22 protein-coding genes and 3 tRNA genes are annotated in these 24,859 nt (G+C 73.5%); 9 read left to right on the top strand and 16 right to left on the bottom strand.

The window, feature by feature from the left end:
* The first annotated feature begins 55 nt into the window (after window positions 1–55).
* Both O7627_RS11485 and bioD read left to right on the top strand, forming a co-directional pair.
* Window positions 56–1,192 carry an 8-amino-7-oxononanoate synthase gene (locus O7627_RS11485; RefSeq protein ID WP_278093485.1) on the top strand — a complete coding sequence of 379 codons (1,137 nt, stop codon included), beginning with the start codon at window positions 56–58 and terminating at the stop codon, window positions 1,190–1,192.
* Entirely contained in the window at window positions 1,180–1,920 is a 741-nt protein-coding gene (gene bioD, locus O7627_RS11490) for a dethiobiotin synthase (protein WP_278093486.1), read from the top strand. The genes O7627_RS11485 and bioD overlap by 13 nt, the downstream gene beginning before the upstream one ends.
* Here the strand turns inward: bioD and O7627_RS11495 are convergent.
* Genes O7627_RS11495 through O7627_RS11505 form a run of 3 tightly spaced genes read right to left on the bottom strand, consistent with a single transcriptional unit; the run spans window position 1,913 to window position 5,589 of the window.
* Window positions 1,913–3,625, bottom strand: a complete 1,713-nt coding sequence (locus O7627_RS11495) for a hypothetical protein (protein WP_278093487.1) — start codon at window positions 3,623–3,625, stop codon at window positions 1,913–1,915. The genes bioD and O7627_RS11495 overlap by 8 nt on opposite strands.
* Complete coding sequence (locus O7627_RS11500; protein WP_278093488.1) at window positions 3,622–4,788, bottom strand: cytochrome P450; 1,167 nt, start codon at window positions 4,786–4,788, stop codon at window positions 3,622–3,624. The genes O7627_RS11495 and O7627_RS11500 overlap by 4 nt, the downstream gene beginning before the upstream one ends.
* A gap of 9 nt (window positions 4,789–4,797) precedes the next feature.
* Complete coding sequence (locus tag O7627_RS11505; RefSeq protein ID WP_278093489.1) at window positions 4,798–5,589, bottom strand: 50S ribosomal protein L11 methyltransferase; 792 nt, start codon at window positions 5,587–5,589, stop codon at window positions 4,798–4,800.
* 228 nt (window positions 5,590–5,817) lie between these two features.
* Here O7627_RS11505 and O7627_RS11510 point away from each other — a divergent pair, with 228 nt between their 5' ends.
* Window positions 5,818–6,672 (top strand): hypothetical protein, encoded by an 855-nt coding sequence (locus O7627_RS11510; protein WP_278093490.1) that lies wholly within the window; start codon window positions 5,818–5,820, stop codon window positions 6,670–6,672.
* Between the two features lie 142 nt (window positions 6,673–6,814).
* Entirely contained in the window at window positions 6,815–8,722 is a 1,908-nt protein-coding gene (locus tag O7627_RS11515) for an Hsp70 family protein (protein WP_278093491.1), read from the top strand.
* A gap of 14 nt (window positions 8,723–8,736) precedes the next feature.
* Here the strand turns inward: O7627_RS11515 and O7627_RS11520 are convergent, their stop codons facing one another.
* From O7627_RS11520 to O7627_RS11545, 6 genes are all read right to left on the bottom strand, one after another.
* Entirely contained in the window at window positions 8,737–9,732 is a 996-nt protein-coding gene (locus O7627_RS11520; RefSeq protein ID WP_278093492.1) for a M20/M25/M40 family metallo-hydrolase, read from the bottom strand.
* Window positions 9,733–9,870: 138 nt separating this feature from the next.
* Window positions 9,871–11,358, bottom strand: a complete 1,488-nt coding sequence (locus O7627_RS11525; protein ID WP_278093493.1) for a rhamnulokinase family protein — start codon at window positions 11,356–11,358, stop codon at window positions 9,871–9,873.
* Window positions 11,355–13,412, bottom strand: a complete 2,058-nt coding sequence (locus O7627_RS11530; RefSeq protein WP_278093494.1) for a bifunctional aldolase/short-chain dehydrogenase — start codon at window positions 13,410–13,412, stop codon at window positions 11,355–11,357. The genes O7627_RS11525 and O7627_RS11530 overlap by 4 nt, the downstream gene beginning before the upstream one ends.
* Window positions 13,412–14,590, bottom strand: a complete 1,179-nt coding sequence (gene rhaI, locus O7627_RS11535; protein WP_278093495.1) for an L-rhamnose isomerase — start codon at window positions 14,588–14,590, stop codon at window positions 13,412–13,414. Before rhaI ends, O7627_RS11530 begins: the two co-directional genes overlap by 1 nt.
* Window position 14,591: 1 nt before the next feature.
* Window positions 14,592–14,987, bottom strand: coding sequence for an L-rhamnose mutarotase (locus O7627_RS11540; protein WP_278093496.1), 396 nt, complete (start codon window positions 14,985–14,987; stop codon window positions 14,592–14,594).
* Window positions 14,988–15,083: 96 nt separating this feature from the next.
* The gene (locus O7627_RS11545) at window positions 15,084–16,118 is read right to left on the bottom strand and encodes a substrate-binding domain-containing protein (RefSeq protein ID WP_278093497.1); all 1,035 of its coding nucleotides are present in this window, start codon (window positions 16,116–16,118) and stop codon (window positions 15,084–15,086) included.
* A 161-nt stretch (window positions 16,119–16,279) separates the two neighbouring features.
* Between O7627_RS11545 and O7627_RS11550 the strand changes: the two genes are divergently transcribed.
* Complete coding sequence (locus tag O7627_RS11550) at window positions 16,280–17,131, top strand: PmoA family protein (RefSeq protein WP_278093498.1); 852 nt, start codon at window positions 16,280–16,282, stop codon at window positions 17,129–17,131.
* Between the two features lie 144 nt (window positions 17,132–17,275).
* Here O7627_RS11550 and O7627_RS11555 read toward each other — a convergent pair whose 3' ends face one another.
* Entirely contained in the window at window positions 17,276–17,857 is a 582-nt protein-coding gene (locus tag O7627_RS11555; protein WP_278093499.1) for a TIGR03086 family metal-binding protein, read from the bottom strand.
* 32 nt (window positions 17,858–17,889) lie between these two features.
* On the bottom strand, window positions 17,890–18,492 hold the full coding sequence (locus tag O7627_RS11560) for a TetR/AcrR family transcriptional regulator (RefSeq protein ID WP_278093500.1): 603 nt from the start codon (window positions 18,490–18,492) through the stop codon (window positions 17,890–17,892).
* A 466-nt stretch (window positions 18,493–18,958) separates the two neighbouring features.
* Between O7627_RS11560 and O7627_RS11565 the strand changes: the two genes are divergently transcribed.
* The 3 genes from O7627_RS11565 (at window position 18,959) to O7627_RS11575 (ending at window position 19,217) form a co-directional block, all read left to right on the top strand.
* Window positions 18,959–19,031 (top strand) — tRNA-Gly (locus O7627_RS11565).
* A gap of 34 nt (window positions 19,032–19,065) precedes the next feature.
* A tRNA-Cys gene (locus O7627_RS11570) sits at window positions 19,066–19,136 on the top strand.
* A 9-nt stretch (window positions 19,137–19,145) separates the two neighbouring features.
* Window positions 19,146–19,217, top strand: a tRNA-Val gene (locus tag O7627_RS11575).
* A gap of 158 nt (window positions 19,218–19,375) precedes the next feature.
* Here the strand turns inward: O7627_RS11575 and O7627_RS11580 are convergent.
* The 5 genes from O7627_RS11580 to O7627_RS11600 all read right to left on the bottom strand — a co-directional run bounded on the left by O7627_RS11580 (window position 19,376) and on the right by O7627_RS11600 (window position 23,685).
* Entirely contained in the window at window positions 19,376–20,494 is a 1,119-nt protein-coding gene (locus O7627_RS11580; RefSeq protein ID WP_278093501.1) for a site-specific integrase, read from the bottom strand.
* Window positions 20,495–20,611: 117 nt separating this feature from the next.
* Window positions 20,612–20,842 carry a helix-turn-helix domain-containing protein gene (locus O7627_RS11585; RefSeq protein ID WP_278093502.1) on the bottom strand — a complete coding sequence of 77 codons (231 nt, stop codon included), beginning with the start codon at window positions 20,840–20,842 and terminating at the stop codon, window positions 20,612–20,614.
* Window positions 20,839–21,945: a site-specific DNA-methyltransferase gene (locus O7627_RS11590; RefSeq protein ID WP_278093503.1), complete on the bottom strand. Its 1,107-nt coding sequence runs from the start codon at window positions 21,943–21,945 to the stop codon at window positions 20,839–20,841. Before O7627_RS11590 ends, O7627_RS11585 begins: the two co-directional genes overlap by 4 nt.
* Complete coding sequence (locus O7627_RS11595) at window positions 21,942–22,904, bottom strand: DNA methyltransferase (RefSeq protein ID WP_278098251.1); 963 nt, start codon at window positions 22,902–22,904, stop codon at window positions 21,942–21,944. The genes O7627_RS11590 and O7627_RS11595 overlap by 4 nt, the downstream gene beginning before the upstream one ends.
* Window positions 22,905–22,947: 43 nt before the next feature.
* Entirely contained in the window at window positions 22,948–23,685 is a 738-nt protein-coding gene (locus tag O7627_RS11600) for a hypothetical protein (RefSeq protein WP_278093504.1), read from the bottom strand.
* A 402-nt stretch (window positions 23,686–24,087) separates the two neighbouring features.
* On the opposite strand from O7627_RS11600, the gene O7627_RS11605 reads away from it, so the two are divergent.
* On the top strand, window positions 24,088–24,693 hold the full coding sequence (locus O7627_RS11605) for a hypothetical protein (protein ID WP_278093505.1): 606 nt from the start codon (window positions 24,088–24,090) through the stop codon (window positions 24,691–24,693).
* Window positions 24,694–24,859: the final 166 nt, after the last annotated feature.

Below are 24,859 nucleotides of genomic sequence, written 5' to 3' on the forward strand. Positions count from 1 at the left end.
GGGTGGTAATTTCCGGATCGGAAGGGCGGCTCGGGCCAGACGTCGGGGGGTGCGCGTGGCGGGTTGGCTGGAGGCGCTGGACCGCCGCGCCGAACTGCGGGCCAAGGCCGGGCTGACCCGGCGGCTGCGCCCACGCGGTCCGGCCGACCCGGTGGTCGACCTGGCCGGCAACGACTACCTGGGCCTCGCCCGGCATCCGGCGGTCACGGCCGCCGCCACCACGGCGCTGACCGGGTACGGCCTGGGCGCGACCGGCTCCCGCCTGGTCCGTGGCACGACCGAGGCGCACGAGGCGCTGGAGGCGGAGCTGGCCAACTGGCTCGGCACCGGCCGGGCGTTGGTCTTCTCCTCCGGGTACCTGGCCAACCTGGGGGCGGTGCGGGCGCTGGTCCGCCCACGCACCCTGCTGGTCTCCGACGCCCACAACCACGCGTCGCTCATCGACGGCTGCCGGCTGTCCGGGGCCGAGACGGTGGTCACCCCGCACGCCGACGTCGCCGCGGTCGAGGCGGCGTTGGCGGCGGTGCCCGGCCGACCGGCGGTGGTGGTCACCGAGTCGGTCTTCTCGGTCGACGGCGACCTGGCGCCGCTGCGTGAGCTGCACGCCGCCGCCCGCCGGCACGACGCCCTGCTGCTCGTCGACGACGCGCACGCGCTCGGGCTCACCGGGCCGGACGGCGCCGGTGCGGTGGCCGCCGCCGGGCTGGCCGGCGAGCCGGACGTGGTGCTCACGGCGACCCTGTCCAAGGCGCTCGGCGGCGCCGGTGGGGTGGTGGCCGGGCCGGCCGAGCTGATCCGGCATCTGATCGACACCGGTCGTACCTTCATCTTCGACACGGCGCCGCCGCCGGCGGTCGCCGCCGGGGTGCTGGCCGCGGTGCGGCTGGCCCGCACCGACGCCGGGCCGCGGGTCGAGCTGGCCGACCGGGCGGCCACCGCCGCCCGCCGGCTGGCCGCTGCCGGCCTGCCGGTGTCGACGCCGGCCGCGGCGGTGGTGTCGGTGACCGCGCCGGGCCCGGAGGCCGCCGTCGCCTGGGCGGCCGACTGCCTGGACCGGGGGGTGGCGGTAGGGTGTTTCCGGCCGCCGTCCACCCCGGACGCCCGGTCCCGGCTCCGGTTGACGATCAACGCCGGAGTGCCCCGGCCCGACTTCGAGCGGGCGCTCGACGTGATTGTGGAGTGTGCGCCGTGACCGAGGGTGGCTGGCGGGGCCCGATCCTGGTGACCGGCACCGACACCGACGTCGGCAAGACCGTGGTGACCGCCGCGATCACCGCGGCGGCGCAGGCGGCCGGACTGCGGGTCGCGGTGGTCAAGCCCGGCCAGACCGGTACGGATGGCGGCGGCCCCACCGACCTGGACGTGGTGAACCAGCTCGCGGCGCCGGAAACGTCGATCATGCTGGCCAGCTATCCGGACCCGCTCGCGCCGCTGGCCGCGGCCCGGGTGGCGGCGCTGGAACCCCTTGAGCTGTACGCGGTGGTGGACGCGGTCCGGGCCGAGACCGACAAGCACGACCTGGTGCTGGTCGAGGGGGCCGGCGGCCTGCTGGTGCCGATGGGGCTACGCCCCTCCGGCGAGGCGTGGACGGTGGCCGATCTCGCTGTCTCGCTCGGCGCGCCGGCGGTGGTGGTCACCCGGGCCGGGCTGGGCACCCTCAACCACACCGCGCTGACCCTGGAGGCGCTGGACCGCCGGGCGGTGCCGGCCGGAGTGGTGCTCGGGGCCTGGCCGGCCGAGCCGGAGCTGGTGCACTGGGCGAACCTCACCGACCTGGTCCCGAACATGGTCGGTGCCCTGCCGGACGGGGCCGGCGCCATGGAGACCGGGGTGTTCCGGCGCTCGGCCCCCGGCTGGCTGACCCCGGCACTGCACGGCGTCCTCGACGACTGGCGGACCTGGGCCGAGGAGGTCAGCTGACGGTCGGTGCCGCCGGCAGGTGGATCAGGTAGCCGGCGACCGGCACCGTCCGCAGCTCGCCCGACGTCCGGCCCGGCAGCGTCGCGTTGAGCGGGGAGCCCGCCGGCAGGACGTACGCCGGCGCCGGTGCCGCCTCGACCAGCCGCCGGTACGACCGGTAGCGGTCCAGCCCCGGCCGCCCGTCGGCGTCGAGCACCGCGCAGACGATCTCCTCGCGGGTCGCGAAGGTGATGTTGTTGCAGGTCCAGTACTCGCTGTAGACATAGTGGACGTCGAGCCGCCGCAGGGTCGAGATCAGCTCCCGGCGGTCGTCGGCGGCCTGCCGGTACGCCGGCACCGCACCGGCCGCGCCGACCGACGCCACCCCGAGACTGACCAGCACGGCGGCCAGCACGGCCAGCGCCAGCGGGCGAGCCGCCCGGCGCCGGGCCGCCCCGCGACGGGCCGCGGACCACAGCGGCCAGAGCACCACCGGAGTGGAGATCGCCAGGCAGGACAGGTAGCGGGCACTCTCGACCGGAGTGCTTCCCGCCGCTCCGCTACGGGTGTAGGCGACGAGCGTCAGCCCCGCGGCGGCGACCAGGGCGAGCCGGACGGCGGCCCGCGCCCGCTCGGCGCCGGCCGGATCGGCCCGGCCGGATGATCCGCGTAGGGTGCGTACCGCGGCCACGCCGGTGGCGGCCAGCAGCAGCGGGAAGGCCACCGCCCACCAGAGCTGCCAGGACGCGCAGTGGCTGGGGGAGCAGAATCCGGTGCCCATCGGGATCCCGAGCAGCAGGCCGCCGTGCAGCCGGTCGAGCCAGGACGCCGCGCCGCCGCCACCGCTGAGGCCGAGGAGCACCGAGACCGGGTCGCGGCCGCCGGCCAGCGCGTGCACCAGCATCGGCGCGGCTCCCAGCAGGGCCGAGCCGGCCACCACCAGTCCAGCCCGGCCGAGCAGCTCCCGCCGGTTGAGCAGCACCAGCACCAGTCCGGCGCAGCCGAGGTACGGCAGCAGCAGCACGTCGATCCAGACCATCGCCCCGGCGACCACGCCCCAGACCGCGACCGCCGCCAGGCGGTGCCGGACCGCGCCCAGGGACAGGTTCAGCGCCAGCAGCATCAGCAGCGCCCCCGCCGGATTCATCTCCGGGTATCCGCCGCCGGCGATCAGTTGGTTCTTCAGCACCCGGTCGGAGCCGGCGGCCAGCACCGCCACCACCAGGGTCGCGAACCACCGATCCGGGTACAGCCGCCGGGTCAGCCGCCACATGGTGAACAGGAACAGGGCGTACAACAGCAGGAGCGGCGCCCGCAGCCCCGGCACCGACGGGCCGAGGATCGCGAACACCGGCGCCGCCAGGTACGCCTCCAGCGTGCCCATGTAGTCCTGGCCGTAGAAGTAGACCGGAAACTCCCGGCCGGCGGCGATGTGCAGCGCGGCCAGCCCCATGGTGGCCTCGTCGCTGTTGGTGGGTGGGCTGTCGAAGCCGATCAGGACGGCCCGGCCGAGCACGGCCGCGATCCCCAGCAGCAGCGCCACCAACCCGGCCCGGCTGGCCCACGCCGGACCGGCCGACAACGCCGCCGGCCCGGCGGCCGCCGGGCCGGACGGTGCCTGCTCGGCGACGGCCTGCTCGGCCGCGGCCTGCTCGGCGACGGCCTGCTCGGTAGCGGCCCGCGTGGCAACGTCCCGCTTGGTGCCGGCCGGCTCGGGCGCCGTCACCCGACGCGCCTTACCAGTAGGGTGTCCGGCATCCGGAACGACAGGTTGTCCGGGCACCACGGCGCCCGTTCGACCCGGACGTCGGCCAGCAGCCCGGCGGTCTCGGCGACCACCACCGCGGCCTCCAGCCGGGACAGCTGGGCGCCCACGCAGCGGTGCGCGCCCGCCCCGAAGGCCAGGTGCCGCCGGGAGCCGGGCTGACCCGGCCGGAACTCGTCCGGGGCGGCGACCACCGCCGGATCCCGGCCGGCCCGGGCCAGCCAGAGCACCAGGCTGGCGCCCGCCGGCACGGCCACCTCGCCGAGGGTGGTGGCCCGGGCGGCCCGGCGCCGCCAGGTGACGATCGGCGGTTCCAGCCGCAGCCCTTCCTCGACGACGGCGGCGGCGGAGACCGAGCCGGCCCGCAGCGCGTCGAGCACCGCCGGCTCGCCGATCAGCCGGTGCAGCAGCAGGGTCAGGAACTGCGAGGTGGTCTCCTGGCCGGCGACCAGCAGGAAGAAGAGCGCGCCGGTGACCACCTCGGCGGGGTGTCCGGCGGCCCGCAGCCGACCCGCCAGGCCGTCGCCGGTCGCGGCGAACTCCCGCAGTACGCCGTGGAACTCGCCGACGACGTGGGCGAGCCGGCGCTGCCGGCCGGCGTCGACCGGCGCCCAGAACAGTTCCAGGGCGGCCCGGGTGAACTCCTTGACCGTCGCGGTACCCGCCTCGGGCAGCTCGACCAGCCGGGCCAGGACCAGCAGCGGCAGATCGGCGGCGAGGTCCGCGTACAGGTCGACGGGTTCGCCGTGGGTCAGGCGGGCCGTGAGCCGGCCGACCCGCTGGCGGACCACGGCGGTCAGCCAGTCCCGCTGCGCCGCGACCCGGTCCGGGTGCAGGACGGCGGCGGTGACGTCGCGAATCGCCGGGTGGCTGGGGCCGCCGTTGTTGGCCAGGGTCGGCGGCAGCCGGAACCGGTGCCGGGCGAGAATCCGCAGCGCGGCGACCGGCATCGGGGTGACCGCGTCGAGCGCGTTGTCCGGCCGGAAGGTCGCCGGGTCGGTCAGCACCTGCCGGACCAGGGCGTGCCGGGTCACCACCAGGTGCGGCACCCCGACGTGGTCGGTGACGGTCGCGACGTCCGGCCAGGGCCGGTCGACGGGCCCGGCCCAGCTTCGGAACAGCACCCGACCACGCTATCCAGCGGCCGTGCCGGGTCCGGTGGGCCCCCCGCCCGGTCCGGTGGCCGCCCCGCCCGGTCCGGTGCCGGCCGCGCCGCGCGGCGGGCGCAGCTGCCAGACGGTGGTGTGTTTGCTCCGTACGCTCTCCAGGGCGGTCGGCACCGGCACCTGGTAGCTGGCGAGCGGGTCGAACCGGGGGCGGGGCAGAAACGCCCGGTCGGGGTCGCCGACCAGCACCCGGGCGCCGGCGCGGGCGGCGCCGAGCAGGAACCTGAGCATCCGGTCGGCCATCGCCTGGCTGTAAAAGACGTCGCCGGCGAGCACCACGTCGACGTCTCCGGCCGGCGACCCGTCCCCGGCGGGTGACCGTCCGTCCCCCGCCGGGGCGAGCAGGTCGGCGCGCTCGGCCCGCACGGTCACGCCGTTGGCCTGGGCGTTCAGTTCGACCGCGGCGACCGCGACCGGGTCGATGTCGACCGCCCGGACGGTGGCGGCGCCGGCCCGCGCGGCGGCGAGCGCCACCAGGCCCGAGCCGGTGGCCAGGTCGAGAACCCGGCGGCCCGCGACCGTGTCGGGATGGTCCAGCAGATACCGGGCCAGTGCCTGCCCACCGGCCCAGGCGAAGGCCCAGAACGGCGGTGGTTGCTCACTGCGGAACTCGCCCTCGGTCAGTTCCCAGAGGCCGATCGGCTCGTCGGCCTGGTGCAGCCGGAGTTCCGGCACGTGGGCGACCGGCGCCAGGCGGGCGTACGCGCGGACGAACGCGGCGGCGCGCGGCCCGGTGGTGGCGGGGGAGCTGTCTGACACCCTCGGCATTGTGCCCGCCAGTTTTCCCGGCGTGTCGCGCGGCCCCGTGATCGGTTCACCACTTTCAGTAAAAATGGGCATCATCATTCACGATGGGTGATAACACGCCACCCTTACCGCTAGCCGGATCCGAACCTAACGTTGATCGTGCATGCATCCGACGGCGTGACGAGGCGGTGGTGAACGGTGTGGCCATTCGCGGCCCGGCTTGGTGCCGTACTGCTTGGCGTGACCGGGTTGGGCCTGGTCACCGCGGTGCCGGTGGCGGCCGCGCAGGGCCTGACGACCGAGCTACGCGACGTGCCGGGCCAGCTGGCGGCGGGGGAGGGCGCCAGCCGCATCTCGGCGGTGGTCTCCGGCAACCCCGGTGAGTGCGTGAAGGTCCGCTGGTCGCTGGTGATCCGCGCCGACGGACTCCTGCTCAACCAGGTCGGCATCGACCGGATCGAACAGACCGGCTCGTTCCCGGTCCAGGTGCGGATCAACGGCAACAGCGCCCGGATCACCGACCGGCAGCTCGACCCGGGCACGCTCTGCGCCGACCGGACCGTGACCGCCCAGTACGACCTGGCCATCGCCGACACCGTGACCGACGGCCGGCTCACCCTCACCGCCGAGGCGTTCGACGCCCGCGGCAACCTGCTGTCCCGCGGCTCCGTGGAGCGGCGGGTGATCAGCGAACGCTCCCAGCGTGATCCCACCGACCGGGCCGAGCGGGAACCGGTCGAGCCGACCGAGCCGGCCGAGGAGCCGGCGGCCACCGAGGAGGCCGACGCCGAGGCGCCCGGCGCGGAGGCGTCGGCCGGCGCGGGTCAGCCCGGCGCGGGCCAGGACGGCACCGGCGCGGGCCGGGCCGACGCGGCGGCCGAGTCCAGCGGCGGCACCGGGCTGGTCCAGGCCGGCTTCGTGATCGGCGCGGTGCTGCTCTTCCTGGGGGTCGGGCTGCTCGTCCGGCTGCGGAGCCGGTTGGCCGACGAGCCGGACGATCTCGCTCCGGCCTTCCCCGAGCCGAGCTACGCGGCGTATCCCAGATCCCGCGCCGCCCGCACCACCGTCCGCCGCCGCCGACCGAGCCGATACTGAGCGCAGCGGATCGACACCCGCGCCGATCCTGACCGCCGCGGATCGGGCGGACGATCCGAAGCGGACCGCCCGAACCGACTGCGGCCGGTCGGCGGAGGCGGGCCGTGGCGGACGGTTGAGTGGCGGCCGTACGCTCTGGAGCGTGGACGGGTCGGTGCGCCTCGGGGTCGACTTTGGAACTGCGCACACTGTCGCGGTGCTGGCGCTGCCGGGCCGGGAGCCGCGCCCGTTGCTCTTCGACGGTTCGCCACTGCTGCCGTCGGCGGTCTGCGGCGACCCGACCGGCCGGCTGCTGGCCGGCCGGGACGCGGTGCACACCGGGGTGGGGGCGCCGGCCTCGTTCGAGCCGTACCCGAAACGGTGCATCGACGACGGCACGGTGTTGCTGGGCGGCACCGAGTTCGCGGTGGCGGACCTGATCGGCGCGGTGCTGCACCGGGTGGCGGCGGAGGCGGTCCGGGTGGCCGGTGCCACTCCCTCCGAGGTGGTCCTGAGCTGCCCGGCGAGTTGGGCCGCGAGCCGGCGGGGGACGCTGCTGGCCGCCGCTTCCTCGGCGCTTCCGGGGGCGCGTCTGGTTGCCGAACCGGTCGCCGCGGCGAGCTACTTCGTCGAGGTGGCGGGCAGTCGGGTCCCGGCCGGTTCGACGGCGGTGGTCTACGACTTCGGCGCCGGGACCTTCGACGCGTCGGTGGTGCGGTGCGGCGACGACGGTTTTGAGGTGCTCGCCGAGCACGGTCTCGCCGACTGTGGTGGTCTCGACATCGATGCCGCGCTCGTCGGGCATCTCGGCGGCGTGTTGGCGGCGCGGGACGCCGGGCTGTGGGGTCGGCTCGCCGATCCGGAAAGCGCCGCCGACCGGCGGGCCCGCCGGCTGTTGTGGGAGAACGTCCGGGCGGCCAAGGAAATGCTGTCCCGGACCACCACCACAATTGTCCATGTGCCGCTCTTCGACACCGAGGAGCTGGTCGGGCGGGAGGAGTTGGAGCGGCTCGCCGGCCCGATCCTGGACCGCACCGTCGAGGCGACCCGGTCCGCGCTCGCCTCGGCCGAGGTGGCACCTGGGCAGGTCGCGGCGATCTTCCTGACCGGCGGTTCGAGCCGGATTCCGGCCGTGGCCACCCTGCTGCACCGGGGACTCGGGATCGCCCCGACGGTGGTGGACCAGCCGGAGCTCGCGGTCGCCGAGGGCAGTGTCCGGATGGCGCCACGTCCCCGGCCGGACGGCGGACCGGCGGTTCGGCCGGACCGACCGGCCGGCGACGGCGGGGCGGCGGCGGACGGCGCTGCTCCGCCGACCGAGCCGGGCGCCGGCTGGCCCGCCGGCCCAGCGGCGGCGGGTTCGCCGGCAGGTGCGGCGGCTGAGCCGGCTGGTTCGGCGCTGCCGTCGGCGCGGCTGGTTTCGGTGCTGCGGTCGGTGCGCCGGCCCCGGGTGGCCGCCGTGACGGTGCTGGGGCTCGCGGTGGTGTCGCTGTTGGCGGTGGTCAACTGGCCGAGAACCGACCAGATCGAGCCGACCGGTGGCGCGGCGGCCACCCCGTCCGTCGCCCCGTCCGGGCCGAGCCCGGCCGCGTCGTCGCCGGCCCCGGCGTCCGGGATCGATCCGGTCACCGGCCTGGACCGGTGCCTGGTCGGCACCTGGCGCACGACGTCGCTCCAGGAGACCCATGAGGTGGACAGCCGGAAGGTGCGGTTCACCGGTGCCGTCGACCGGATTCTGGTATTCCGGTCGAACAACACCTACAAGGAGGACTTCAGCTCGGGCGGCCCGACCCGAGCCACCGCCAGCGGAGCGAAGTGGGAGATTCGGCAGGCCGGGGTCGCGAAGGCGCGCTACCGGACCGGCAGCGACGGGGTCCTGTTGCTGTCGAAACCCTCGGTGACCGGTACCAGCACCTGGTACCGCAACGGCCGGCGGCACAGCAGCGACCCACTGGGTCTCGACCTGACCCCGTCCCGCTTCGTCTGTTTCGGCGATTCGCTGACCATCGCGAACGAGAACTGGTCCCACGAACTGGTCCGGGTCCCGATGGCGCCCGCCCCGAGCGGCTGACCGGCAGATGAGCGTCAGCCGGCGACCAGTTCGCCCAGGGCGACCGCGGTGGCGGCGGTGATGTCGGCGAGCCGCTCGTAGTCGAGTGTGCCGGGGATGTCGCCCGGCCGGTGGTAGTGCGGGTTGCGGAAGTCCGCGGTGTCGGTGACCTGGATGGCGGGGATGCCGAGGTCCCAGAACGGCTGGTGGTCGCTGCGCGCGAAATGCTCGGCGGCCGGCAGGTAGCGGCGCAGCAGCGGGCCGACGAACGGGATGTCGAGCGGGTCGCGGGCGAGCACCACCGCGTCCGGGCCACCGAGCTGCGCCAGGCCGGAGCCGAGCAGCCGGGCCGGCCGCAGCGCGTCGTTGCGGTACGCGATCAGGGTCCAGTCGCCCCGCCAGCCGCGCCGCCGCAGGCGCCGGACCTGCCCCGGGTACGCCAGCGCCGCCGCCGGGGGTAGCCGTTGGCTGCCGGCCGCGGCGGCGGTGTAGCCGACACATTCGAAGACCACCACGGCGGTCGGCCGGTCCCCGGCGGCCAGTTCGGTCGCCAGTGCCCGCGCGCCGTGTAGACCGGTCTCCTCCTCGTCGAAGACGACCAGCCGGACCCGACCGGCCGATTCCGCCGGCAGGATCCGGGCCAGCTCCAGCAGGCCGGCCACCCCGGAGGCGTTGTCGTCCGCACCCGGACTGCCCGGCACGGTGTCCAGGTGGGCACCGACGAGCAGGTCAGGCGCCCGGCCCGAGACGCGTCCCGGCCGGTGGGCGAGCAGGTTCGCGCCGGCGATGCCGGTGCCGGCGACGGTGAACGGTCGCCTCCGCACCAGCCAATCAGCCGATTCGAGTTCCCTGGCCACGTACGCCTCGGCGCGGTCCATCGCCGCCGGGGCGTGCCGGCGTCCGCGCGGCTCGGCCAGCCGCTCCACGTGCTGGCGCAGCCGGACGGTCTCGATCTCCCGGCGCAGGTCCACCAGCCGCCGGGCGGCCGCCGCCGGCAGCGCTCGCAGCCGCGGCTGCGCCGTCAGCACCATCCGCCCTCCACCCGTTCGCCACCCCGGTAACGGCCGCGCCAACCAAGCGCGCCACGATCACGGCGCACCCAGCCGTGCGGAGACAGCCCTACTCGACGGCTCGATGCGACCCGATCATGGCGTGGCGATCGGAACGCGTCAATCGGGCAGGCCGATCCGGGCGGCGGCGGCCCGCCAGGCCGCCGCGCCACCGGCGGCCGGGCGGTACCGCCGGTAGCGGCCCGTGCGCCGCAGCAGCGCCCGCAGCTCCGCCAGCCCACCATCGAGTACGCCGAGCGCGCGGGCCTGCACCAGCGCGTTGCCCAGCGCGGTCGCCTCCACCGGGCCGGCCACCACGTCGATCCCGCAGGCGTCCGCGGTGAGCTGGCAGAGCAGTTCGTTGCGGGACCCGCCGCCGACCATGTGCAGGGTGTCCACGTCCCGCCCGGAGAGTCGCTGCGCCTGCCGCAGCGCGCCGCGGTGCGCCAACGCCAGACTGTCCATGATGCACCGTACGGTCGCCGCCGGATCGGCCGGCGCCGGCTGGCCGGTGCGGCGGCAGGCGTCGGCGATCCGGGCCGGCAGGTCGCCCGGTGGGAGGAACACCGGGTCGTCGGGGTTCACCACCGCCGCCAGCGCGGGCCGCCGGGCCGCCTCGGCCAGCAGCCGCCGCAGGTCGACGTCGAGGCCGCGCTCCTTCCACACCCGCGACGACTCCTGCAGCAGCCACAGCCCCATCACGTTGCGCAGGTAGCGGACGGTGCCGTCCACCCCGGCCTCGTTGGTGAAGTTGGCGGCCCGGCTCTGCGGCGTGAGGACCGGCGCGGCGAGCTCCACCCCGACCAGCGACCAGGTCCCACAGGAGACGTAGCCGAACCGCTCGCCGTCGGCGGGCACCGCGACCACCGCCGAGGCGGTGTCGTGCGAGCCGACCGCGGTGACCGGGATCGCCCGGTCGGCACCGATCGCCTCGCGTACCTCCGGGCGCAGCTCCCCGGCCGGGTCGCCCGGACCGCGCAGCGGCCCGAACAGCCGGGCCGGCAGCCCGGCCCGGTCGATCAGGTCGGTCGCCCAACCCCGGGTCCGCACATCCAGCAGTTGGGTGGTGGAGGCGTTGGTGACCTCGCTGGCGGCCTGCCCGGTCAGCCAGTAGCCGAGCAGGTCCGGGATGAGCAGCAGCCGCTCGGCGGTCGCCAGCGCGCGGCTGCCGGCGGCGGCGGTGAGCTGGAAGAGCGTGTTGAACGGCAGCAGTTGCAGGCCGGTGGTCCGGTAGAGCGTCTCCGCGCCCAGCGCGGCGACCACCCGGTCGGCGACCCCGTCGGTACGCCGGTCCCGGTAGTGCACCGGGTTGCCGATCAGGGCCCCGTCGCCGTCGAGCAGTCCGTAGTCCACCGCCCACGAGTCGATGCCGACGCTGGCCAGGTCGGGGCGGCGGGCCACCGCCGCCCGCAGGCCGGCGACGGTCTCGGCGTGCAGCCGCAGCGCGTCCCAGTGCAGCGTGTCGTGCAGCCGGACCGGTCCGTTGTCGAACCGGTGGGCCTCGGTGAGCGCGAGCCGGTCCGGGCCGACCTCGGCCAGCATCACCCGGCCGCTGGACGCCCCGAGGTCCACCGCCGCAACGGCGACCGACCGGCCGGGTCCGCTCATCGCAGGAAGGCCGCGGCCACCCCGGCGTCCACCGGGATGTGCAGACCGGTGGTGTGCGACAGCTCCCCGGCGGTCAGCACCAGCACCGCGTTGGCGACGTGCTCGGGCAGCACCTCCCGGCCGAGCAGGGTGCGCCGGGCGTAGTAGGCGCCGAGTTCGGACTCGGGCACCCCGTACACGGCGGCCCGCTTCGCCCCCCAGCCGCCGGCGAAGATGCCCGAGCCGCGGACCACCCCGTCCGGGTTCACCCCGTTGACCCGGATGCCGTGCGCGCCGAGCTCGGCGGCGAGCAGCCGGACCTGGTGCGCCTGGTCGGCCTTTGCCGCCCCGTACGCCAGGTTGTCGGGGCCGGCGAAGACGGCGTTCTTGCTGACGATGTAGACGATGTCGCCGCCGCCGCCCTGCTCGATCATCATCCGGGCGGCGGCCCGGGAGACCAGGAACGAACCCCGCGGCATCACCGCGTGCTGCCGGTCCCAGTCCTGCTCGGTGGTCTCCAGCAGCGACTTCGACAACGACAGCCCGGCGTTGTTCACCACCAGGTCGACCCCGCCGTAGGCGAGCGCCGCCGCCGCGAACGCGGCGTCGACGCCGGCCGGGTCGGTGACGTCCACGGTCACCGGCACCGCCCGGTCGGCGGGCGTGCCCCGGCCGCCGATCCCGGCGGCCACCTCGGCGGCGGCCGGACCGTCCCGGTCGGCGACCACCACGCAGGCGCCCTCGGCGGCGAGCCGGTTGGCGACCGCCGCGCCGATCCCGGAACCGGCCCCGGTCACCAGCGCCACCCGACCGGCCAGCGGACCGCGCGCGGGTGCCCGGCGCAGCTTCGCCTCCTCCAGCTGCCAGTACTCGATCCGGAACTTCTCCGCCTCGCCGATCGGGGCGTAGCGCGACAGTGCCTCGGCGCCGCGCATCACGGCTATCGCGTTGCGGTAGTACTCGCCGGCCACCCGGGCGGTCTGCGCGTCGCGGCCGAAGCTGAACATGCCGACCCCCGGGACCAGGACGATCGCCGGGTCGGCACCCCGGATGGCGGGGGAGTCGGGTTCGGCGTACCGCTGGTAGTAGGCCCGGTAGTCGCTGCGGTAGGCATCGTGCAGCTCGCGCAGCCGGGTCCGCACGTCGTCGAGCGGCGCGTCGGCCGGCAGGTCGAGCAGCAGCGGCCGGACCTTGGTGCGCAGGAAGTGGTCCGGGCAGGAGGTGCCGAGCGCGGCCAGCCTCGGGTGCGCCTCGCGGGACAGGAAGTCCAGCACCGCCTCGTCGTCGGTGAAGTGCCCGATCTGCCGGGCGTCGGTGCTGGCCAGGCCCCGGATCAGCGGCGCCAGCGCGGCGGCCCGGGCGCGGCGCCGGTCGACCGGCAGCGCCCGGTTGCCGGGCAGCACCGGGCCGAACGGTTCGGTCCGGCCATGTTCGGCGATGAACCGGGCGGCGGTGTCGATGATCTCCAGCGAGTTCGCCTCGCACTCGTCGCTGGTGGCCCCCCAGGCGGTGATGCCGTGCCCGCCGAGGATCACGCCGATGGCGGCCGGGTGGTCGCGGGCGATCGCGGCGATGTCCAGGCCGAGTTGGAAGCCGGGCCGCCGCCACGGCACCCAGGCCACCCGGTCGCCGAAGCAGCGGCGGGTCAGCTCTTCGCCGTCGGCGGCGGTGGCCAGCGCGATGCCGGCGTCCGGGTGCAGGTGGTCGACGTGCGCGGCATCCACCAGTGCGTGCATCGCGGTGTCGATCGAGGGTGCCGCCCCGCCCCGACCGTGCAGGCAGTAGTCGAACGCGGCGACCATCTCGTCCTCCCGGTCGACGCCGGGATAGCGGTCGGGCAGGGCCCGCAGCCGGTCCAGCCGCAGCACCGCCAGCCCGGCCTCGGTGAGGGTGCCGAGGTCGCCGCCGGACCCCTTCACCCACATCAGCTCCACCGGCCCGCCGGTCACCGGGTCGGTGGCGGTGCCCTTGGCGGAGATGTTCCCGCCGCCGTAGTTGGTGGTGCGCCGGTCGGCGCCGAGCCGGTGGCCACGGGCCAGCAGCGCGGCCACCTCCGGGTGGGTGCGGTCGGGCATCAGGCGTCCCAGCCGGCCTGCCGGCCGCCGACCCGTTCGGCGGCGATCTTCTCCTGGTAGCCCGACCGGGCGTACGCCGCCATCGGGTCCGGGTCCAGGCCGAGCTCCGTGCGCAGCTCGCGCAGCATCGGCCGGACATCGGTGTGGTACGCGTCCATCAGGACTCCGTTGGCGCCGAGCACGTCCCCGGCGGCCTGCGCGGCGGCCAGCGCCCCGGCGTCGACCAGCAGCGCCTTGGCGGTCGCCTCCTGCACGTTGAGCACCGAGCGGATCTGGGCCGGGATCTTCGGCTCGATGTTGTGGCACTGGTCGAGCATGAAGTTGACGCCCGACTCCGGCCGCAGCGCGTCGGCCAGCACGATCTCGTGCATGATCCGGAACAGCTGGAACGGGTCGGCGGCGCCGACCATCAGGTCGTCGTCGGCGTAGAACCGGGAGTTGAAGTCGAACGCCCCGAGCTTCTCCTCCCGGAGCAGGAACGCCACGATGAACTCGATGTTCGTGCCCGGGGCGTGGTGCCCGGTGTCGATCACCACCTGCGCCTTCGGCCCCAGCCGCCGGCAGTGCGCGTACGCGGTGCCCCAGTCCGGCACGTCCATCGTGTAGAAGGCCGGCTCGAAGAGCTTGTACTCCAGCAGCATCCGCTGCCCGTCGGCGAGCCGGTCGTAGACCGCCGACAACGCCTGTGCCAACCGGTCCTGCCGGGCCCGGATGCTGTCCTGGCCCGGGTAGTTGGTGCCGTCGGCGAACCACAGCTTCAGGTCCCGCGACCCGGTGGCGTCCATGATGTCCACGCACTCGAGCAGGTGGTCCAGCGCCTTGCGGCGCACCCGCGGGTCCGGGTGGGTGACGCTGCCGAGCCGGTAGTCGTCGTCCTGGAACACGTTGCTGTTTATGGCGCCGATCCGCATGCCGTGGTCCGCCGCGTACGACGCCAGCTCGCCGTAGTCGTCCACCCGGTCCCACGGGATGTGCAGGGACACGATCGGTGCGATCCCGGTGTGGGCGTGCACCCGGGCCGCGTCGGCGATCTTTTCCTGCGGGGTGCGGGGGACCCCGGCCTGCGCGAACACCTTGAACCGGGTGCCGGAGTTGCCGTACGCCCAGGACGGCACCTCGATCCGCTGCGCCCGCAGGGCGGCCCGGACCGCCGGCGGCGGGCTGACGGGTTGCGTCATGTCACGCCTCTCGTGGCTGGGGAGCCGGTGGTGGTTCGGACCCGGCCGCCGGGTCGCCGTCGATGGCGGCGAGCTGGTCGTCGAGGTTGAAGATCTCGTCGAGCACCGGGAAGCCCTCGTCCGGGCGGCGCCCGTCGAGCCCGACGAAGAACGGCGCCATCTCGGCCTGCCAGCGCGCGTTCACCTCGGTGCGTTCCATGGCGGCCAGCGAGGCGGCCAGGTCGGCGGTGCGGAAGTGCCCGACCAGCAGGCCATCGTCGTGCAGGAACAGCGAGTAGTCGTGCCAGCCGGCGGCGCGCAGGGCGGTGAGCATCTCGGGCCAGACGGCGGCGTGCCGTCGGCGGTATTCGGCAAGCAGGTCGGGCCGGACCCGCAGCACGAAGCAGACTCTCCGCACGGCAGCCTCCCCGAATGAACCGTTTCAAGAACCGCGCCTTCAACATACGAGCGTGGTCGCCACACTGTCAAGGAAGCGCGATCGGGGGGCGCTGGGTCAGCCGGCCGGCCGGGCGTACCGGCTGGACTCCCGGACCACCAGCTCCGGCTCGAAGACCACCTGCTGGTGGCGGTGGCCGGTCGGGTCCTCCGTCTCGTCCAGCAGCAGCTGCGCGGCGGTCTGGCCGAGGCGCTGCCGGGGCTGGCGGACCGAGGAGAGTGGGACCGCGGCGGCTGCCGCGAAGTCGATGTCGTCGTAGCCGACCAGCGCGATCTCCTCGGGCACCCGGACCTGCTGGCGGGTCAGCTCCTGCAGGATGCCCAGCGCCAACAGGTCGTTGGCGCAGAACACCGCGGTGGCCCGCCCCGAGCGGGGCTGCCCGAGGATCCGGGCGGCGGCGTCCCGCCCGGCGGCCACGGTCAGGCTGGGAGTGTCGAACCGGCGCAGGTCGCCCTCGTCGCGACCGGCGTCGCGCAGCGCCCGGACCGCGCCGGTCCACCGGTCCCGGACCTGTTCCAGCCGCCACGGGCCGCCGACGAAGGCGATCTGGCGGTGCCCGGCCTCGACCAGGTGCCGCAGGGCCAGCTCACCGCCGAGTACGTCGTCCACCGACACCGAGCAGACGTCCGGGCGGGTCGACCGCCGGTCCAGCAGGATCACCAGTACCCCACGGTCGCGCAGCCGGACCAGCCGCTCGTTGGCGTCGTCCACGGGGGTGATCAGGACCCCGCGTACCCGCTGCTCCTCCAGCAGGTCGAGGTAGGCGCTCTCCCGGGCCGGGTCGCCGTTGCTGTTGCAGAAGATCACCGCCATCCCGGCCGCGCCGGTGGTGTCCTCGACCCCCTTGGCAACGTCGGTGAAGAACGGGTTGGCCACGTCGAGCACGACCAGGCCGATGGTGCGGCCCCGCCCCCGGCGCAGCTGCCGGGCGGCGTCGTTGGGGACGAAGCCCAACGCGTTGATCGCGGCCAGCACCCGGGTGCGGGTGGAGGCGGCGACGATGTCGGGCCGGTTCAGGACGTTCGACACGGTGCCGACCGAGACGCCGGCCTGGGTCGCGACGTCCCGGATGCTGATCGTGGGGCCCGCCACCGCCCCTCCTCCCCGCCACCCACCTGAAACGTGTCAAGAGTACGTGAGGATCTCCGCCGCACCGCCGTCCATCCGGTCGGATTGCCGCCTGCCATCGGGCCGACCGGAACGCTAGGCTGAGCGCCGACGTCGGCAAGCGCTTTCCGGGAAGGGGTAGGCGGATGGGCGAGGACCGGACCGGGACCCGGCTGCGGGTACACGGCGAGACCGTCGCCGAGTACGTCGTGGCACCCGAGATCGACCCCCGCTGGGGGCCCCGGCCCCACCTGCATCCGGTCCGGACCCTCGGCGGCCAGCCGGTCACCGACACGCTTCCCGAGGACCACCGCTGGCATCTCGGCGTCTCCGTGGCGATGCAGGACGTCGCCGGCCACAACCTCTGGGGCGGCCGGACCTACGTCCGCGACACCGGCTACACCTGGCTCGACGACCACGGCCGGATCAGCCACGACGCCTGGACGCGGCGGGCCGACGACGGCTTCACCGAGCGGCTACGCTGGCTCGGCCGCTCCGGCGAGACGCTGCTCACCGAGGACCGCACGGTGGTGGCGGGGCCGCTCCCCGGCCGGTCCGACGCCTGGTCGCTGGGGGTGGCGTACACCCTGACCGCCCCGGCCGACCGGGACATCACCCTGGGTAGTCCGGCCACCAACGGACGGCCGGGCGGCGCCGGCTACGGCGGGTTCTTCTGGCGGGCGGCGCCGGGCCGGGCCGACACCTTCACCGCCGGCGCCGACGGCGAGGATGGGGTCAACGGCTCGACCGAGCCGTGGCTGGCGTTCGTGGGCAGGCCCGCCGACGGGAACCCGTACACGCTGATCTTCTCCGGGCTGGGGGAGGGCGACCACTGGTTCGTGCGGACCGGCATCTACCCCGGGGTGTGCGTCGCGCTGGCGTTCGAGCGGCCGCTGCCGATCCCGGCCGGCACGGCCGTGCACCGCCGGCACCGGGTGGTGGTCGCCGACGGGACGCTGCACCGGGCCGAGGCAGCCGACCTGGCTGGACCGACCTGACCGGTCGGGCCGGCATGACTGGCTGGACCAGCGTGACTGGCTGGGCGGGCGTGACTGGCTGGGCGGGCGTGACTGGCTGGGCGGGCGTGACTGGGTGGGTTGGGCTGGCCAGGGCGGAGCGGATCGGGCTCTTGCGGACCAGGGTCAGGCGTCGGCGCGCCAGCCGGGGTCGCGGCCGAAGGCGGCGATCAGCCGGTCCTGCTCGCTGGCGCCGGCCGGCACCGGCACCCCCTCGTCGGTCAGGCCGCCGGACCGGTACATCCCGACCCGGTCGGCGAACCAGGTCGCGCACTCGCGCACCGCCCCGCCGTCCAACTGCGGCGGAGCGCCCAGCCCCATCGCCAGGTCCCAGCCGTGCACCAGGTGCTCCGCCAGCAGTTGGTGCAGGTACTCCGCGCCGACGGTGGGACCGATCGACAGCTGCACCGTCCGGTCCAGCACCGCCGGGTCGTCCACCGCCCGGGCCGCCGCGTCGGCCGCCTCCCGGGCCGCGCCCGCCGGGTCCGCGCCGAGCACGTCACCGGCGAACCGGTCACCCACCTCGGCGAGCGTCGCGCCGGCGAGCAGGGGTACGGACCACAGCTGCTCACCGACCACGTGATTGACCAGGGTGCGGACGTCCCAGTCGGCGCACGGGGTGGGGGCCGCCCACTGGTCGAAGCCGACCTGGCCGACCCGGTCGGCGAAGTCCGCCAGGCTCCACCGGTACGCGGTCAGCAGGTTCATGAGCCCGATTCTGCCCCGTCCGGCGGAGGATTTCAGTCCAACTGCTCGGGCCGCAGCCCCAGTTCCCGCGCGGTGGCGAGCCGGACCCACTGGGCGAAGGTGCGGCGGGAGATCACCCGGTCGTGCACGGCGACCTGGACCGCCAGCCCGTCGATCAGGCCGTTGATCCGCCAGGCCGCACCGGACGGGTCGTCGCAGTCGAAGACGCCGTCCCGGACCCCGTCGGCGATCACCGCGCCGAGCGCCTCGGTCCGGCGCAGATCCAGCCGGCGGGAGACCCGCTCCAGCTCGGGGGTGCGCAGTGACTCCGCCCAGCCGTCGATCCACATCGGCCAACACTTCGACCGCCCGGTCGGGGCGTACAACCGGAGGATCTTCTTCAGCTTCATCAGTGGGCCGGCGGCGGAGCGGAGCACCGCGTCCAGCCGGGCCAGATCCCGCTCGGCCGCGTAGGCGAAGGCCTGCGCGAGCATCCGCTCCTTGGTCGCGAAGTGGTAGAAGACCAGAGCCTGACTCACCCCGGCGGCCTGGGCCACGTCGGCGGTGCGGGTGTTCGCCAGTCCTCGCTCCACAATCACGTCACAGGCGGTGCGCAGCAGCGCGTCAAGGCGGACCTCGGCCGCACGTCTTGTCACGCGGCTACGTTAGCCCATTGAGATGATCACGATACGTCACCAACGGGTCAATGTCCCTCGACGCTGGTCGGATCTGGGACAGCCAGCTCAGCGCGGCGCCGAGGACAGGTCGACGGGCCGGCCGGCACGTCCGGGCGGGACGGTCCAGCCCGGGCGGACGGTGCGCCGACCGTCCGCCCGCCGATCGACGATCGCCGCTGTGTCGTGGGGGCTCCGGGCACGCCCGCCGGTCGGCACCCCGCATATGGCGACGGGCCTCCTGCATCGGCTCGCCGAAGTCGCAGGCCGTCCCCCTTCGGTCCAGGTTCCTAGGACGATATATCGACGGTGTGAGCGAACACCGGACCCGATCCGACGCCCGCCGAGGGATCCGGACATGGGGACTCGCCGCCGCCACCCCGAGTTGGCACTCCCTCGCGGGCTCGGCTAAAGTTCTCATCCGTCACCCGGGAACACCGAGCGACATGCGGACGTAGCGCAGCTGGTAGCGCATCACCTTGCCAAGGTGAGGGTCGCGGGTTCGAATCCCGTCGTCCGCTCGGAGATGCCGCCATGTACGTCGGGGGCTACCTCGGTGGAGTGGCCGAGAGGCGAGGCAACGGCCTGCAAAGCCGTGTACACGGGTTCAAATCCCGTCTCCACCTCGCACACTAGGGCGATTGGCGCAGTGGGAGCGCGCTTCCTTGACACGGAAGAGGTCACTGGTTCAAACCCAGTATCGCCCACAGGGTATGTACGCAGTTCAGGCGACCCGTTATCGGATGTCCGGTAACGGGTTTTCTGCTGTCTGGGTCCTTACGCGGGGAGCGTGGGGGGAGCGGGGCCGCTCCCTGGGGGTGACAGCTTCCGTTAACCGATTGTCCTGCTCCCTGGTGAGCACTTCCTAGTTGCCAAGGTTGTCACCGGCGGCTGGCCGTGGGGTGCGTTCCCAGCGTGCCTGTAGTCGGTCGACGAGGCGTTGCTCGACGAGAGGGCTGACGTGGCTGTAGATGCCTCGGATGCCGGGTAGCCGGTGGCCGAGTCGTTTGGCTTGGGCGACCTCGGGGACGTCGTCTTCGATGAGCCAGGTCTTGTGGCTGTGTCGGAGGTCGTGGAAGTGCAGTCCGCGGATGATGGCGGGGATGCCGGTGGTGGGGTTGCCGTCGGTGGCGGGGCGCCAGTGGCGGCGGTGGAAGCTGGAGCGGCGGTGCAGGCCGCCGTCGCGGCCGGTGAAGACGTGGTCGTGGTCGTGGTTGTCGAGGTGGGTGCGGAGCAGTTCGATGAGGAACGGCGGCAGGAGGATGTCGCGGACCGCGGCCGGGGTCTTGGGCGGGCCGAGGGTGAGGTGACCGCCGACCTCGTGCAACGCGCCTTCGTCGGGGTCGATGAGGATGCGGCCGTCGCCGAGTTTGCAGTTGGGCCGGCGCAGGCCGGCCAGTTCGCCCCAGCGCATGCCGGTGTAGGCCGCGGTGATGATCATCGTGTCGTTCGGTGGGGTGATGCGGCTGGCGATCTCGTTGACCTGTGTCGGGTTGGCCCAGGGCCGTTCTGGGCGGTGCAGGGAGGTGTTGCGCAGCCGGCGGCAGGGGTTCATGGTGATGCGGCGTTCCTCGACGGCTTCTCCCATGACCATGGAGAACAGGCTGAGGATGCTGGCGACGGTGGAGTCGGCGCGCCGCTGGTTGAGGTCTTTGACCCATCGTTTGACGGCCATCCGGGTGATGGCGTTGAGGGGGGTGTCGCCGAAGCGGGGCAGGATGTGGATGTCGAGGTGTGAGCGGTAGCGTTCGAAGGTCGACGCGCCGACGTCGTGGGCGTCGAGCCACTGTTCAACCCATTCGTTGAGGGTGATCCTGCCGTGTTCGGGGTTGATGAACACGTCGCGCTGCTGGTCGGTTTCGATCGCGTTCGCGCGGGTGCTGGCGGCCGTTTTGGTGGGGTGGGCGCTGTCGGTGGCGACGCTGCCGTCGGGGTTGCGGAACCTGACGCGCCACATGTCGCCGCGCTTTTCGACCCAGGCCATGCTGGTGTCCCTTTCCTGTTGCCGTTGGGTGGTCCGGCCCGCGTCCCGGGGCCGGACCACCATGGACGCTCCCCGTGTCAGTGCGGGTCAAGCCCTGCCGACCGGCGCTGATGGTGATCACTGGCGGTGCTGCCCCGGCGGGGTTCGCGCGCCGGCCTTGATGATCATTTCCAGGTCGGTGGGGGAGAACCGTAGGTGTTTGCCGATGAAGGTGCAGGGGATCGAGCGTGCGGTGGCCTTCCGACGCAGCCACGATGGGCTGATCTGCAGGAGCGCGGCGGCCTGGTCGGCGGTGTAGAGACGAGGCTCCGGGCCGGGCTGGTTCGTCGGTGTTGGCGTATCGCTCACCGGCACGGCCCGTCTTGCCGAGGCGGGTCTTCCAGGTCTGGCCAGTGTGAGAGCAGCCGCCGTTTGGCGATCGCGGCGTACTGGCTGCTCAGGTCGACGCCGATGTAGGAGCGGCCCAGGTGCAGGGCGGCGAGGCCCGTGGTGGCGGCGCCGCTGAACGGGTCGAGGACGACGCCTTCGGGGCGGCATCCGGCGGCGATGCACCGTAGCGGGATCTCGATCGGGTAGGCCGCGAAGTGCGCTTCCTTGAGCGCCCGGGTGGGGTAGGGCCACACGTCGCCGGGGTTCTTCCCACGTGGTCGGGTGGGGTCGGTGTCCCGTGCGCGGTGGCCGCCTGGTCCGGGCCGGCTGCCGGTCGAGGTGCGCAGCCGACGATCGTGGGGGTTCTTCAACGGGATGCGGATCGCGTCGAGGTCGAAGTAGTAGCGGGGGCTGCGGGTGAGCAGGAAGACCATCTCGTAGGTAGTGGTCAACCGGTCGCGGGCGGAGCTGGGCTGGCCGTTGGTTTTCGCCCAGACCGCCGCGTTGCGCAGGATCCACTTGTTCGCCTGCAGGGCCAGGGCAACCCTCCACGGGATACCGATGAGGTTCTTCGCGGGCAGGCCAGCGACGGCTCCGGGCGTCCACTGCCGGTGGTTGTAGTTGCCGCCGATGACGCTGCGGGTGCCGTGCGGTCGCGCGGTGCGCGGGCCGGTGCCGGCATAGGAGTCGCCGAGGTTGAGCCACACCGTGCCGTGCGGATGCAGGACGCGGCGGGCCTGGTCGAACACCGCCACGAGGCGGTCGACGTACTCGCCGATGGTGGGCTCCTGCCCGTACTGGCCATCGGTCCACACCGCTTCGCATGCCGGACAGGTCCGCGGCTGGTGCGGGCCTGCCCGGCTCGGCGCGGCGTCGTGGCCGCAGTCGGCGCGGCCCCCGTTCCACCGGCCGGTGTCGTAGGAGCGAAGCCCCCAATAGGGCGGGGAAGTGACGATGCAGTCCACCGACGCGTCGGGCAACGCCGCGAGCACCTCGTGCGCGTCACCGACGTGCAGGCTGACCGGGCCGGCACGCCACCACGGGGCCGGCTCGGGCGTCGGGGTCAGGGGCGGGCTCGTCATGCCGCACCTCCGGACGCGCCGTCGCGCCCGGCGCTGCCTCCCGGTCGTGCGGCGGACGGTCGTGCCTGGAGCTCGCTGTCGGCGAGTGGGGTTCGGAGGATCAGGACGTCTTCGTGTTGGAGGAGCCATTGCGGGTCGCCGGTCGCGATGGCGTCGCGGATGTTCTTCTGCTGGAAGAACGAGGCGCGGGGGATGATCACGCCGTCGCGGACGCCGCAGATGAGAGCGACGCACTCCTCGACCAGTTCCAGGCCGGCGTTGACTCCGGCGGCGGTGACCATGCCGGGGATGTCGATGAGTTCGCCGTGGCGGCGGTAGGGCCGGGCCGTGACGACCACGTGCCCGCCGGAACGCAGCAGTTGGCGGCAGCCGGTGAGGATCGCGGTGAACCCGTCGGCCAACTCGCCCTGGTCGCGGTAGGCGAGGTTGTCCGCGTCGCCGTACTTGTGGTGGATCTTGCGGACCTTGCCGCGTCTCGGACCGGGCGTGCGGACGTGCCCGTGAGTAGACGACCCGTACGGCGGTGAGGTGATCACCAGCGAGACCTGGCCGCGCATGCTCGACGGCAGCAGCGACGGCAGCGTGGTGGAGTCACCGTGGCAGATCTCGCCCCGACCGGGGGCACCTGCCTGTTCGGCCCGGCGGATGTTGTCGGTCGCGTGGGCGACCCACCCGGGTTCGTACTCGACCCCGATCCCGTGACGGCCCAGGTACATGGCCTCGATGACGGTGGTGCCGATACCGGCCATGGGATCGAGCACCACGTCGCCAGGTTGGGTGTAGGTGCGGATGGCGTACCGGGGGATGGTCGGCAACATCTTGCCCGGGTGGGTCATAGAGTCACGGGTGTAGCGGCCCCGCCGCAGGTCACGCGACGGAGCTTGCCCGGTGAGCCAGACCGCGCCCAGGTAACCCTCGGCGAGCAACGCCGCGAGGTCCGGCTCGTCGCGGTGCGGCAGTTCGCAGTCGTGGGAGCTGGCGGTGCGCCACGACGGGCGAGGCTCAGACACAGGTGTTCTCCTCGCCGGTGGCGGTGGTTCCGAATGCGAGCAGGTGCTGGACGGTCGGCAGGTGACGGCCGGTGAGCAGACCACGCCCGTCGTCGGCTTTGCCGGAGTGTTCGGGGGAGGTACGGGTCTCGTGCTCGGGCAGCGGGACGAGGACGGCGGGAATGTGCTGGTGGTAGAAGAGGCCCGCGGCCCGGGCAGCGGCGATGACCGACGCGCGATCGCCGCCCCCGTCCGCCTGAACCTGCCCACTGATGAGCCTGACAAGCAGGAACCCGCCGGGGCGCAGCAGCGAACGCCACCTACTCATCGCCGAGGCCGCGCCGGCCGTATCGAGGCGCTGTCCAGTTCGCGGCAGCGTCACGAGGATCAGGCCGACGCCCCGGCCGGGTCGGCGTGCCACGCTGCGATTCCTGCGGACGGGCTCGGATGACAGCAGCCGCACGCGCAGGCCACGGCCACCGGCCACCAGCCGGGCCGGCACCCGGTGCAGGTAGGTGGCCGCAGAGATGGCGGTCGGGTGGGCCTCCAGGTCGAGCACCACGTCACCAACATCGGTGTAGCGGCGGATGAGGTAGGCCAAGTGGCGTGGGGACAGGCCATGCCAGTCCGGCACCGCCGATCCGGGCGTGCGGGAGACGCCGATAGAGGGAAGAAGTAGACCGACCGGTACCGGCTGCAGCCGGTCACCGGGGGTGGAAATGCGTGGCTTCGGCATGGGCGTGTGGGCCACGTCCGCCGACGAGCGCTGACACTAGGGGATTACAGATCCGAGCCCTGGATTGGAACCCAAGCCGGTTCTGTTCATGACTCCCGGCTCCAGAGGTGACTGAACACGGGGCACCAACAACATCCTGCCGATACCGATGTTCGCGACTCTTGACGCCACCGCCGGTCGCGACCGCCTCACCTGCCACCAACGATCTGCCGCTCACACACGGTCACAAGCAGCCGGGGGCGGGCCCGCCTTACCTGCGGCATGAGCGGATGCGGCTTGGTCGTTTCTGATGGAGCTATTGAAGGTGCGGGCTGTTCCTCGGCGAAGAGTTAACTGGCGGTACGGACCGATCGCAGGCTCGGCTGAACTTTCAAACCGGGATGGACAGGTAACCGGCGTGTACGCCAAGATCGAGTCGTGGCGGCCAACGACGTTCCCGGCGGACGGTTCCTCGATCCTGGTCGATCACTGATCACATACACCGACCTTGTCTATGTCCTGTGTCCGGCCTGCGGGGGGCAGGCCACGGTCGTCCCACGCCCCGGCCTGCCCGCGTTGCGCTATTACACCGAGTTACGGTTCCGGCCCCGCCGGTTGGTTTGCAGCCAGTGCGGCGCTACCCGGGACTGGGTCGCCCCGCAAACGCAGAGGAACGGCGGGGCGCTGATCGGCGTTGCCCTCAGCGGCCCCAAGGACCCGTTCTTCGGCCGGCCCCTCTGGCTGCAGACGCCCTGCTGCGGACATCTGCTCTGGGCCTACAACGCCAGCCATCTCGACGTGCTCCAGTCCTACGTCGCCGCCGACGTGCGCGAACGCATCGGACCAGCGTCGAGCATGCTGGGCCGCCTTCCCGCTTGGATCAAGAAAGCCAACCACCGAAGCGAAGTCCTGCGATCGATCGATCGTCTCCGCGGCCAGCTGCGTCGGCCGTCAGCGGATGACCGACCTGCTACCTCGTACGAGCGACCAGAAGACTGCGGACCCCGCCCCAGCCGCGAGTTCTACTTCCGGCCCCCCTATTGAGCCCGGCCGGCTCCGCATCCGACCGCACCGACATCACCTCGATCGGCGGGCTCGGGTCGCGGTTACCCTCTGGGCAGTCCCGCGACATCGTGGAGATCAGGGTCTGGGTGGATGACTGGCAGATGCAGTGCTGTGGCGAGCCGTTCACGGTTGGCGATCGAGTCTC

The organism is Solwaraspora sp. WMMD1047, assembly GCF_029626155.1.
Lineage (GTDB): Bacteria > Actinomycetota > Actinomycetes > Mycobacteriales > Micromonosporaceae > WMMD1047.

Coding starts and splice junctions, on each gene's coding strand:
- O7627_RS11520 (WP_278093492.1), bottom strand. CDS start 9,732: ATGGTGCTGACGGCGCAGCCGCGGCTGCGAGCGCTGCCGGCGGCGGCC.
- O7627_RS11525 (WP_278093493.1), bottom strand. CDS start 11,358: ATGAGCGGACCCGGCCGGTCGGTCGCCGTTGCGGCGGTGGACCTCGGG.
- O7627_RS11530 (WP_278093494.1), bottom strand. CDS start 13,412: ATGCCCGACCGCACCCACCCGGAGGTGGCCGCGCTGCTGGCCCGTGGC.
- rhaI (WP_278093495.1), bottom strand. CDS start 14,590: ATGACGCAACCCGTCAGCCCGCCGCCGGCGGTCCGGGCCGCCCTGCGG.
- O7627_RS11550 (WP_278093498.1), top strand. CDS start 16,280: ATGGGCGAGGACCGGACCGGGACCCGGCTGCGGGTACACGGCGAGACC.
- O7627_RS11555 (WP_278093499.1), bottom strand. CDS start 17,857: ATGAACCTGCTGACCGCGTACCGGTGGAGCCTGGCGGACTTCGCCGAC.
- O7627_RS11580 (WP_278093501.1), bottom strand. CDS start 20,494: ATGGCCTGGGTCGAAAAGCGCGGCGACATGTGGCGCGTCAGGTTCCGC.
- O7627_RS11590 (WP_278093503.1), bottom strand. CDS start 21,945: ATGACGAGCCCGCCCCTGACCCCGACGCCCGAGCCGGCCCCGTGGTGG.